The organism is Gilliamella sp. B3783 (assembly GCF_026536125.1).
Taxonomy (GTDB): Bacteria; Pseudomonadota; Gammaproteobacteria; order Enterobacterales; family Orbaceae; genus Gilliamella.
On sequence record NZ_JAFNOU010000002.1, the window covers coordinates 118539 to 131108 of the forward strand.

Consider the following 12570-nt stretch of genomic DNA (forward strand, 5'->3'; position numbering starts at 1 on the left):
ATGGCTGGAATATTTGCCATCATATTAACGTTAGCAACATTTATAACTGGAATCTTTTGGTTTTTAGAAAAATTTAAATGGAAACCAGCAAGACAAAGAAAAGTTGAAGAAGTTCGCCAACAATGCAATGGTGAAGTTGATGGCAAAATACTTGCTGAAGTTGGAAAACCAAATGGCTGGATAGAGACGTTATCCTCATTTTTTCCAGTTTTATTTATTGTATTTGTGATTCGTTCATTTTTATTTGAACCTTTCCAAATACCGTCTGGTTCAATGATGCAAACTTTACTGGTCGGCGATTTTATTGCCGTCCAAAAGTACTCCTATGGACTTAGAGATCCCATCACAAATACAGTATTGATTCCAACTGGCCACCCAAAGCGAGGTGATGTAGCGGTATTTAAACATCCAAATGTTCCACAAATGGATTTAATTAAACGTGTTGTGGGGTTGCCTGGTGATAAAATTGTCTATTCAGTCAATGATAAAAAGATATTTATTTACCCTGCTTGTCAAACAAGTGATCTCAATTGTGTTGGACAAAAAGCTCAGCCGTTAGATTTACATTACACTGAACCCAAACCTAGTGATTGGAAAGAAGTGCACAGAGAAATGAAAGCCAACCCGAATTTTTATACGCTAGAACAATATGCAAAGCAAGATATTGTCAATTCACGATCTGTGGTATCGCTTGATATGAAAATACAACAAGAAACGTTGGGCGAGCAACCTCACGATATTTTAACCACTCAAGGTTCACAAGAAGATCCAAATTATTTTTACCATCAAGAAGGTCAACCTATTGCGACATGGGTTGTCCCACAAGGGCACTATTTTATGATGGGGGATAACCGTGATAACAGTGGTGATAGCCGTTACTTTGGTTTTGTACCCGAAGAAAACTTTGTTGGACGAGCAACCGCAATTTGGATTAGTTTTGAAAAACAACCTAATGAATGGCCTACCGGTATAAGATTCAGCCGTATTGGTGGTATACATTAATAACAATGATGATGAAAAAATTTAGTCAAATACAACAATCAATTGGTTACCAATTTAACGATTTATCTTTACTTGAATTAGCACTTACTCATCGTAGTGCTAATAAATTACATAATGAACGTTTAGAGTTTCTTGGTGATTCTATTTTAAGTTTTGTTATTGCCGATGAGCTTTATCACCGATTTATCAAACAAGACGAAGGTGATTTAAGTCAAATGCGAGCAAGCTTAGTCTGTGGTCAAACTTTAGCGGAAATTGGTAAAGACTTTAAGTTAGGTGATCATCTTATTTTAGGACAAGGTGAATTAAAAAGCGGTGGATTTCGTCGTGAATCCATCATTTCTGATGCTGTAGAAGCCATAATTGGTGCAATTTACTTAGATAGTGATATTGAAAATATACGTCAATTAATTTTAGCTTGGTACCAAACTCGCTTAACTGAAATTAAACCCGGCATTAAACAAAAAGATGCTAAAACGCGTTTGCAAGAATATTTACAAGGTATTCATCATGAAAGGCCATGTTATTTAATTCTTGAAGTGACTGGTGACAATCATGAACAAGAGTTTTTAATTCAGTGTAAAATTGAAAACGATGATAATCAATATTTAGGGCGCGGTTTAAGTCGCCGTAAGGCGGAACAATCCGCAGCACAACAAGCACTCAATCAATTAGGTATAAAATGACAGAAACGATAGCACATTGTGGTTTTGTTGCCATTGTTGGCCGACCAAATGTAGGTAAATCAACCTTATTAAATCAATTACTTGGCCAAAAAGTCTCAATTACTTCGCGTAAAGCTCAAACTACACGCCATCGAATTATTGGTATTGATACACAAGGCAATGATCAAGTTATTTACATTGATACGCCAGGACTACACATTGAAGAAAAACGCGCAATTAATCGCTTAATGAATCGCGCAGCGAGTAGCTCAATAGGTGATGTTGAACTAGTTATTTTTGTCGTTGAAGGTACGCATTGGAATGATGACGATGAGATGGTTGCTAACAAGTTGAAAGGATGTAAATGTCCGGTTTTACTTGTCATTAATAAAATTGACAATGTTATGGATAAAACGCAACTTTTACCCCATATTCAAGCAATCAGTCAAAAACTTGATTTTCTCGATGTGGTGCCTATTAGTGCTGAAAAAGGGGAAGGTATTGACATTATTAAAAGTATTGTCAAAAAACACCTACCCGAAGGTGAACACCATTTTCCTGAAGACTATATTACCGATCGTTCTCAACGATTTATGGCATCAGAAATTATTCGTGAAAAACTAATGCGATTTTTAGGTGATGAGTTACCTTACTCAGTTACTGTTGAAATTGAACAATTTAAAGTTGATGAACGCAACGGCATGTATCGTATCAATGGCTTAATTTTAGTGGAACGAGATGGTCAAAAGAAAATGGTTATTGGTAATAAGGGCGAAAAAATTAAAAAAATTGGTATTGAAGCGCGCAAAGATATGCAGTCCTTCTTTGATAACAAAGTTCATTTAGAGCTGTGGGTAAAAGTCAAAGCGGGTTGGGCTGATGATGAACGGGCACTGCGAAGTTTAGGTTATAGTGATGATTAATTATCATCACTTCAAATTAAGTAATTAAACTATTTTTGTTGTTTGATTACTTAATTGATTTGACTGATTTTTATATTGTTTGTCCTTTTTCTATTTTATACGCTAAACAAACACTGTTTTTGACTTGTTCTCCATCTAGCCTTTTTAATAAAAGCTCAATTGCAACTTTTCCAATTTCAAAACGGGGTGTGATAACCGTTGCTATTTTTTGTTGATTAGCGCGACCGATTTCTAAACCATGAAAGCCTGCAATAGCAATTTGTTCAGGTACTGCAATATTATATTTTTGGCATTCGAGTAACACGCCAATTGCCATATCATCATTAGTACAAAATATTCCATCAAGGTCGGGATATTGTTCGATAGCTTGGTTAAATAAGCTTTTACCTAAATTAATTGAGGATATTGCATCAGGAATAATCTGCTTTGCCATCAATCCTGATTGTTTCATGGCGCGTTGATAACCATTGTAGCGTTGGCTATCACGGGCACTTGCGATAGAATTAAAGTAGATAATATTTTTTTTGCCTGAAGCTAACATTTGCATTGTCATATCAAAGGCGGCTTGTTCGTTATCAAACCCAACTTGGATATCAAAAAATTGCTGAGTCACATCCATCAATTCAACAACAGGAATATTGGCCGTTTTTAAGTACTGCAAAGTTGTTTTAGTATGGTTTTTTTCCATTAGAACCAAGGCATCAATATTATAGGATAGCAAATTGATAATTTTTTCTTCTTCAATTTTTTTATCATAATTATAATTGGTAATAATGGTTTGATAATGGTGCTTCGAGGTAACTGACTCAATTCCTGCCAACACTTCTAAAAATATGTGATTTTTAAATGAAGGAATAACAATACCAATACACCTACTGCGTGAGCCTAACATGATTTGCGGTGCAAGATTAGGAATGTAATTAATTTCTTTTAAAACTTTTGCTATTTTTTCTTTATTTTTTTCAGAGACTTGTTCTGGATTTCTCAAATAGCGACTAATAGTCATTTTGGTCACGCCGGTCAAATCTGCGATATCTTGTAAACTAATGCGTTTATCTTTCATAACCCTTTATTTTTATAGGTAAACAAGCCAGTTGAATTTAGTCATTTTACCAGTAAAAATAAAAATAAAAAATAAATCCCATTATTGCTGTACTAAATAAGAAGATAATCGTTACTATTATCTTCCTATTTTTTTAATGGATAACTACTGTTTAGGTGCTTTCACACTCGCCATTAATATTACTGATAAAATCAATGCCGCTCCCATAAAAACATATGAGGCTCCAGCACTGCCAGTTGCTGCGTTTATCACGCCAACAAGCCAAGCGCCAATAAATGCACCAAGTGCGCCAAAACTATTAATTAAACCTATAGAAACCCCTGACACATTACTTGGTAATAATTCAGGGATTAATGCAAAAAAAGGACCATAAGGTGCATACATACACCCAGCAGCAATCGATAATAATATAAAGCAGATCCAAAATTGCTCACTTCCTAATACATAAGCGGTAAAAAAAGCGATCGTTGCAATTAATAATAAAGGCCAAACAAAAAGTTTTCGGTTTTGCAATTTATCTGAATAATAAGAGACAATTAACATCATTGTAATTGCAACAAGATACGGAATGGCTGAAAGCCAACCAACAGAGACAATATCGACATTACCAGCAGATTTAATAATTGATGGCATCCACATCATAAAACCGTAAACACCAATGCTCCATAGCGCATGAACTGCACAAAGTTTAATGACATTTCCTGAACGTAAAGCCTCGCCATAATTGCGCATAGGCTTAATATTTTGCTGTTCTTTGTCCATTACCGCTTTAAAATCTGCTTTTTCTTTATCGGTTAACCAGTTTACTTGTGAAGGTTTATCTCGGACTACAATCCACCAAATTAGCGCCCAAAGGACGGCAGGCAGCCCTTCAATAATAAACATTTCACGCCAACCATAAAGATCGATTAAGTGAGCTGATACAATTGACATCCAAAGCACAGTAACCGGATTACCTAAAATTAAAAACGTATTGGCTTTTGAACGCTCAGCTTTAGTAAACCAAGTACTAATGTAGATTAACATAGAAGGCATAACGGCAGCTTCAACAATACCTAAAACAAATCGGATGATCATTAAAGATGCAATATTAGTAACCATACCGGTTAATGCAGCACAACCTCCCCATAAAATTAGGCAAATAAAAATCAATTTTCGTACACTACGTTTAACTGCGTAAATTGATCCAGGGACTTGAAAGAAAAAATAACCTAAAAAAAAGAGGGCGCCAATTAGTGAAGAGGTACTTTTAGTAATACCAAGATCATTATTAATACCGGCGGCTGCGGCAAAACCATAATTGGCTCGATCTAAGTAAGCTAAACTATAGGTAATAAAAATAATAGGCATCAATCGCCACCAACGAGAGGGGGCTAGTTTATTAGTGATATTCATATTAGTTCTCGTGATTTAATAATAAAGAAAATTGTTCAGTCGGTAAGGAGATATCGAAACCAAATACACGCATTAAATTGATAAAAAAGTGATTTGATAACGATCTCACCGTAAAAAACATCACACCGCAGATAACATACCGCCATCCACATAAAGAATATGTCCGTTGACAAAGTTCGATGCTGCTGACGATAAAAATACTGCTGAACCAATAAGCTCTTCAGGTTTTCCCCAGCGGGCAGCAGGTGTTCGTTGGCATAGCCATTTGGTGAATTCTGCATTTTCAACTAATGCTTTACACATTTCAGTATCAAAGTAACCCGGACCAATACCATTAACTTGAATGTTGTAACGAGCAAGCTCAACACACATACCTTTAACCAGCATTTTTACCGCACCTTTTGATGCGGCATAAGGCGTAATTGTGTCGCGCCCTAATTCGCTTTGCATTGAACAAATATGAATAATTTTGCCTTGCTTGCGAGCAATCATATGTTTGGCAACTTGCTGTGATACTAAAAACACCGCTTTTTGATTAACATTAATAATGGCGTCCCAATCCGCTTCAGGAAATTCTGTAAATGGATGACGTCGTTGAATACCCGCATTATTGATTAAGATATCGATAGGTCCGATGTTTTGTTCAATATCATCAATTGCTTGTTTAACTGAACTTGAGTTCGTCACATCAAAACCAATACCGACTGCATCAATACCTTGTTGGACTAATTGTGTTGCAGCATTTTTTGCTCTTTCATCGGTAATATCATTGATGATGATACTGGCACCATATTGTCCCAACCCTTTAGCTAATAAATTGCCAATACCTTGAGCCGAACCAGTAATTAAAGCGCGTTTGCCTTTTAAATCGAATAAAGATTGCATATTTTTCTCCCTTTTCATAATAATGTTATGCATAACAGTTACGCATAACATTATTACTAAAAATAAAAAAAATAAAGTGAGCAAAGCCGCAATTGACAGGAAAATCTCAGTTATGTGATCAAGTTCAAATATTATGGTTAAAAATTTTTGATGGCTTTTTAGAAACTTAGTACTAAACATCTACCCTTGTTTTATATATAATAACCACTTCACTGACTTGGATGTAGAATATCAACTTCGGAGCCTTTCATGCAGCAGTATCGTCCTATCCGTCGCGCTTTATTAAGCGTTTCTGACAAAACCGGAATCATTGAATTTGCCAAATCATTATCAGCTAGAAAAATAGAACTCCTTTCCACTGGTGGTACCGCTAAATTGCTAATCGAAAATCAAATACCGGTAACGGAAGTATCTGACTATACGGGTTTTCCTGAAATGATGGATGGACGAGTTAAAACGTTACACCCAAAAATTCATGGCGGAATTTTAGGTCGACGTGGCATAGATGATCAAATAATGCAAAATCATCACATCGAACCTATCGATATGGTTGTGGTTAACTTATATCCTTTTGCTCAAACCGTGGCTAAAGCCGATTGTACCTTGCAAGATGCGGTTGAAAATATTGATATTGGTGGACCAACTATGGTGCGATCTGCTGCTAAAAATCACAAAGATGTGGCTATTGTTGTTGATTGTGGTGATTATGCGACAATTATTAATATGCTCGATAAACAGCAAAATTCACTGACTTTCGAATACCGGTTTAATTTGGCGATTAAAGCTTTTGAACATACCGCTAAATATGATGGCATGATTGCTAATTATTTTGGAAGACTGGTGCCACCTTATTATGGTGAAACCGATAAACCTTCTGGTGAATTTTCTCGAACACTCAATCTGCAATTTATTAAGAAACAAGACATGCGTTATGGCGAAAATGCTCATCAAAAAGCGGCTTTTTACATTGAAGAAGATATCCAAGAGTCTTCAATTGCAACCGCTAAACAACTACAAGGTAAAGCACTTTCGTATAACAATATTGCAGATACAGATGCAGCACTTGAATGTGTAAAATCATTTGCTGAACCAGCTTGTGTGATTGTAAAACACGCTAATCCTTGCGGTGTTGCGGTGAGTGATAATATTTTAACCGCGTATTTAAATGCATTTAAAACTGATCCGACGTCGGCATTTGGTGGCATTATCGCTTTTAATCGAACGTTAGATGCTAAAACAGCACAAACTATTGTTGATAAACAATTTGTTGAAGTCATTATTGCGCCATCAGTGACGCAAGAGGCGTTAGCGATTACACAAACTAAGAAAAATGTGCGTGTATTAGAATCCGGAAAATTATCAACATCATCGAAAGCCAGCTTAGATTTTAAACGAGTAAACGGTGGACTTTTGGTGCAAGAGCGTGATTTAGGCACAGTTGATGAAACTCAATTGACTGTAGTAACTAAACGAAAACCAACAGCTAAAGAACTTTCAGATGCAATATTTTGTTGGAAAGTGGCTAAATTTGTTAAATCAAATGCAATTGTTTATGCCAAGGATAATATGACAATTGGTATTGGTGCGGGGCAAATGAGTCGAGTATACTCAGCAAAAATTGCAGGAATTAAAGCGCAAGATGAAAACTTACAAGTTGCAGGTTCCGTTGTTGCCTCTGATGCTTTTTTCCCATTTCGAGATGGCGTTGATGCAGCCGCAGCGGTGGGCGTCACCTGTGTGATTCAGCCGGGTGGATCGATTCGTGACGACGAAGTCATACAGGCAGCAGATGAACATAATATTGCAATGATTTTTACCCATATGCGTCATTTTAGACACTAATAATTGAATAACAAGACAATACAATGTCACGAGAAAAGAGCGTGCTAAACTCAGTTTGCAAAAACTCAAATTTCACCTCGCTTTTTAGCTTAAAGTTTTTAAAGGATCTTTTATGAAAGTTTTAGTCATTGGTAATGGTGGGCGTGAACATGCTCTAGCTTGGAAAGTAGCACAATCACCATTAGTTTCAAAAGTCTTTGTTGCACCCGGCAATGCAGGCACTGCGCTTGAACCGAATTTAGAAAATATTAACATTAAAGCAACGGACGTTGGGGGATTGTTAAATTTTGCACAGCAAGAACACATCGATTTAACCATTGTCGGACCTGAAGCCCCATTAGTGATAGGTGTGGTAGATAGCTTTCAAAAAGCAGGATTAAAAATTTTTGGTCCAACAAAATCTGCCGCACAATTAGAAGGATCTAAAGCATTTACTAAAGATTTTCTAGCCAGACATCATATACCTACTGCAGAGTATCAAAATTTTACCGAAGTTACTCCGGCCATTGAATATATTCGTCAAAAAGGCGCGCCAATTGTTATTAAAGCCGATGGCCTTGCGGCAGGTAAAGGGGTGATTGTTGCAATGACAATAAAAGAAGCTGAAGATGCGGTGCGCGATATGCTAGCGGGAAATGCCTTTGGTGATGCTGGGCACCGAGTTGTCATTGAAGAGTTTTTAGAAGGTGAAGAGGCCAGCTTTATTGTCATGGTTGATGGTAAAAATGTTGAACCTATGGCAACGAGCCAAGATCATAAACGTGTTGGGGATGGTGATGTTGGTTTAAATACTGGTGGTATGGGCGCTTATTCGCCTGCCCCTGTTGTTACTGATGAAGTTTTCAGCCGAGTGATGGATCAAATTATTTACCCGACAATCAATGGTATGGCTGAGGAAGGTAATGTTTATGTTGGCTTTTTATATGCTGGGTTAATGATTGACAAAGAAGGCAACCCTAAAGTCATTGAATTTAATTGTCGATTTGGCGATCCTGAAACGCAACCTATTATGATGCGACTGCAATCTGATTTAGTGAAACTTTGCCTTGCAGCTGTCGAGGGTAAATTAGATACCGTCAAATCGAAATGGGATCCAAGACCAGCATTGGGGGTAGTATTAGCCGCCGGTGGTTATCCTGGTGAATATAATACCCAAGATGTCATTCTTGGTTTACCGACAGAATCAACTCAAGATTGTAAAATATTTCACGCTGGTACCAGTTTAGAAAAAGGACGAGTTTATACCAATGGTGGTCGAGTGCTTTGCGTAACAGCTTTAGGTAATACTGTGCTTGAAGCGCAGAAGCGCGCTTATGAACAAATTAAAGATATTTATTGGCATGGTTGTTTTTATCGTAAAGATATTGGTTATCGGGCAATTGAACGAGAAAAGCTTAACCAATAAATGACACTATACAATGATGGCGCTAATAACAGCGCCATATTTTTAATGTAGGCAAAATAAAAAAACATACTAAAAAAATCATAGTAATAACTTTAAAAAAATCAAATAAAATCAATAGAAACACTTCTATTTTTATTCAGTGAGGTAGGTAAAGATTATTCTTGCCTGATCAATAATGTTCATTTTAAGTTATACCACTCTATGTTATGCTAACAGCAATATTAGATCACCGGATATCCCTTATGATAAAAGATCCCTTCTTTGATCGAGAAGCAGAAAAATATGAATCTCCCATAGCGAGCCGCGAACTTATTTTAGATTATTTAACTAAAGAAGCCAAACCCGCAAGTTTAGAGAAAATTGCGCAGGCTGTTGCAATTAAAAACGAAGAGCAAAAAGTCGCGTTACATCGTCGTTTGCGCGCAATGGAGCGTGATGGACAAGTTGTCTTTACGCGCCGTAAATGCTACGCCTTGCCAGAAAAATTTGCGATGGTTAAAGGCAGTGTCATTGCGCATCGTGATGGGTTTGGTTTTTTGCGTGTAGAAGGTCAGCCTGAGGATTATTTTTTATCGCCGGATCAGATGAAAAAGGTACTGCAAGGTGATGTTATTTTAGCTCAACCTATGGGTAATCAATATCGTGGAAAAACAGAAGCGCGTGTTGTTCGTATTTTAGAACCTCGTAGTAACCAAATTGTCGGACGTTATTTTATTGAACAAGGTGTTGGGTTTGTAGTACCGGATGATAGCCGTTTAAACTTCGATATTTTAATTGCAGGCAAACCTAATCTCACTGTGCGTATGGGCGCAGTGGTGGTGGTTGAGTTGCAAAAACGCCCTGAACGCCGCCAAAAAGCAGTCGGTATTATTAAAGAGGTTCTTGGTGAAATCATGGGGACCAATCTGGCTATCGACATCGCACTACGTAATCATGAAATTCCTTATGAATTACCAAAACCTGTCGAAAAAGAAGTGAGCAAATTTAGCGATCACGTTCCTGAAAGTGCGAAAAAAGGTCGAAAAGACTTACGAGAGCTTCCTTTAGTGACTATCGATGGTGAAGATGCTCGTGATTTTGACGATGCGGTATATTGTCAAAAAAATCGAGGTGGAGGCTATCGATTATGGGTCGCCATTGCAGATGTTAGTTACTATGTTCGTCCCGGTAAACCACTTGATAAAGAAGCGTGTTTACGTGGTACCTCGGTTTATTTTCCGTCACGTGTTGTGCCAATGTTACCTGAAGCGTTATCTAACGGACTTTGCTCACTTAATCCACAAGTTGATCGGTTATGTTTAGTTTGTGAAATGACGGTATCGAACAAAGGTCGATTAACAAGTTATCAATTTTATGAAGCGGTGATGAATTCGCATGCTCGGCTAACCTATACTAAAGTGGCTAAAATTTTAGAAGGTGATCGCGAGTTACAAGAACATTATCATGATTTAGTTCCTCATCTGGAAAATCTTTACGGATTATATAATGTGCTCGATAATTCAAGAGTCTTACGTGGTGCGATAGGTTTTGAGTCAGAAGAGCCAAAATTTATTTTTAATGCCGATAAACGTATTGAAAGTATTGAGCTCGTGCAGCGCAATGTTGCCCATAAAATTATTGAAGAGTGCATGATTTTAGCTAATGTAGCAGCAGCCAAATTGGTTATTAAGGCAAACGTGCCTTCACTGTTTCGCGTCCATGATAAACCCGATGAAGATCGCATGAATAATTTGCGAAGTATTTTAAGCGAATTAGGCGTATCACTGGGTGGCGGAACCAATCCTAAATCTAAAGATATTGCCCAATTGATGTTAGCAATTGAAGAACGTCCTGATCATGAAATGCTACAAACGGTGATACTTCGTTCCATGAAGCAGGCTATCTATGATCCCGAAAATCGAGGTCATTTTGGTTTAGCGTTAGATGAATATGCGCATTTTACTTCGCCAATTCGTCGCTATCCTGATTTATTATTGCACCGCACGATTAAATGGATTTTAGCCAATGAGCTTGATAAAACCAGTAAAACTGGTGGGCACCGTTATACTATGAATGAAATGCTCTATTTTGGTGAACATTGCTCCATGACTGAACGGCGAGCTGATGAAGCAGTACGCGATGTTGTTGATTGGCTTAAATGCGATTATATGCAAGATCATGTTGGTGAAGTATTTAATGGCACGATTTCAAGTGTGGTTAATTTTGGATTTTTTGTCCGTTTAGATGATCTGTTTATTGATGGTTTGGTTCATGTATCCTCGCTAGAAAACGATTATTATATTTTTGATCCATCACGTAATCGTTTAATTGGTGAAAATACTCGTTACAGTTATCGTCTGGGCGATAAAGTTCAAGTTAAAGTCGATAATGTCAATCCAGAAGAGCGTAAAATTGATTTTTCATTGGTAGGCAGCAATAATAAACCAATGCGTCAAGGTAAAACAGCGAAGACTAAATCGAAACAAGAACAGAAAAAGCCAAAAATTGATCGACCTGTTAAGCGCAAAAGTACAAAATCCACCAGTAAAAATAGTGAAAAATCTCAAAGTAAAATTGAAAGTAAACCTAAAAATAAAAACAGTAAACGAGCAAAGTCAAAAACCAGTAATAAACGAAAAAAGAGTAGCAAATAGATGAGTGAAACAGTTTATGGCATTCATGCCATTGAAGCACTGCTTACCCGTGCGCCGGAAAGAATTATTGAAGTATTTATTATTAAAGGTCGAGAAGATAAACGCCTTATTTCACTGGTTCATCAGCTTGAACAGTTAGCTTTACCGGTGAAAATAACTAACCGTCAATGGCTTGATGAAAAATCTAAGAACGGTGTCCATCAAGGTATTTTAGCTATGGTAAAACCTTGTCGAAGTTATCAAGAAAACGATATTCCATTGTTGATGGAACAAGAATTGAATCCTGTTATATTGATTTTAGATGGTGTCACTGATCCGCATAATTTAGGTGCCTGTATACGAACGGCTGATGCTGCTGGTGTTAATTTTATTATTGTGCCTAAAGATCGCTCCGCTTCGCTAAACTCTACATCACAAAAAGTTGCTTGTGGTGCGGCTGAAAGTGTGCCGGTGGTTAGGGTGACCAATTTAGCGCGTACAATGCGTATGTTGCAAGATGAATATCAAGTTTGGATTGTGGGTACTGCTGGTGAAGCAGATAAAACACTTTATCAAACCAATTTTTTTACTAAACCCACCTCTCTTGCTTTAGTCATGGGCGCAGAAGGAGAAGGCATGCGTCGATTGACGAAAGAACATTGTGACGAACTTGTGAGTATACCGATGGCAGGAATTGTCTCATCGCTAAATGTATCGGTCGCTACTGGCGTTTGTCTGTTCGAAATTGTTCGGCAAAAAGAACAATCACAAGGATGAC

The 12570-nt window shown here is 37.3% G+C and carries 10 protein-coding genes; 7 read left to right on the forward strand and 3 right to left on the reverse strand.

The genetic code is table 11. From position 1 onward, the window contains the following. From lepB to era, 3 genes are read left to right on the forward strand one after another with little or no spacing between them, the layout of a single operon-like run. The gene (lepB, locus tag J3U59_RS02950) at window positions 1–1002 is read left to right on the forward strand and encodes a signal peptidase I (protein WP_267333342.1); all 1002 of its coding nucleotides are present in this window, start codon (window positions 1–3) and stop codon (window positions 1000–1002) included. Between the two features lie 8 nt (window positions 1003–1010). Further along, window positions 1011–1688 (forward strand): ribonuclease III, encoded by a 678-nt coding sequence (gene rnc, locus J3U59_RS02955; RefSeq protein WP_416379573.1) that lies wholly within the window; start codon window positions 1011–1013, stop codon window positions 1686–1688. After that, window positions 1685–2590 (forward strand): GTPase Era, encoded by a 906-nt coding sequence (gene era / locus J3U59_RS02960; RefSeq protein WP_065633327.1) that lies wholly within the window; start codon window positions 1685–1687, stop codon window positions 2588–2590. Before rnc ends, era begins: the two co-directional genes overlap by 4 nt. A 70-nt stretch (window positions 2591–2660) precedes the next feature. Here the strand turns inward: era and idnR are convergent, their stop codons facing one another. From idnR to idnO, 3 genes are all read right to left on the reverse strand, one after another. Continuing rightward, complete coding sequence (gene idnR / locus J3U59_RS02965) at window positions 2661–3653, reverse strand: DNA-binding transcriptional regulator IdnR (RefSeq protein ID WP_267333344.1); 993 nt, start codon at window positions 3651–3653, stop codon at window positions 2661–2663. 144 nt (window positions 3654–3797) lie between these two features. Further along, window positions 3798–5048 (reverse strand): MFS transporter, encoded by a 1251-nt coding sequence (locus J3U59_RS02970; protein ID WP_267333345.1) that lies wholly within the window; start codon window positions 5046–5048, stop codon window positions 3798–3800. A 120-nt stretch (window positions 5049–5168) separates the two neighbouring features. Further along, window positions 5169–5933, reverse strand: a complete 765-nt coding sequence (gene idnO, locus J3U59_RS02975) for a gluconate 5-dehydrogenase (protein WP_267333346.1) — start codon at window positions 5931–5933, stop codon at window positions 5169–5171. A 249-nt stretch (window positions 5934–6182) separates the two neighbouring features. Between idnO and purH the strand changes: the two genes are divergently transcribed. The 4 genes from purH to rlmB all read left to right on the forward strand — a co-directional run bounded on the left by purH (window position 6183) and on the right by rlmB (window position 12569). Beyond that, a complete protein-coding gene (gene purH / locus J3U59_RS02980) occupies window positions 6183–7775 on the forward strand; it encodes a bifunctional phosphoribosylaminoimidazolecarboxamide formyltransferase/IMP cyclohydrolase (RefSeq protein ID WP_267333347.1) in 1593 nt (530 codons plus the stop codon). Between the two features lie 112 nt (window positions 7776–7887). Continuing rightward, entirely contained in the window at window positions 7888–9180 is a 1293-nt protein-coding gene (gene purD / locus J3U59_RS02985; RefSeq protein WP_267333348.1) for a phosphoribosylamine--glycine ligase, read from the forward strand. Between the two features lie 242 nt (window positions 9181–9422). Then, window positions 9423–11813 carry a ribonuclease R gene (gene rnr, locus J3U59_RS02990; protein ID WP_267333349.1) on the forward strand — a complete coding sequence of 797 codons (2391 nt, stop codon included), beginning with the start codon at window positions 9423–9425 and terminating at the stop codon, window positions 11811–11813. Next, a complete protein-coding gene (gene rlmB / locus J3U59_RS02995; RefSeq protein WP_267333350.1) occupies window positions 11814–12569 on the forward strand; it encodes a 23S rRNA (guanosine(2251)-2'-O)-methyltransferase RlmB in 756 nt (251 codons plus the stop codon). Window position 12570: the final 1 nt, after the last annotated feature.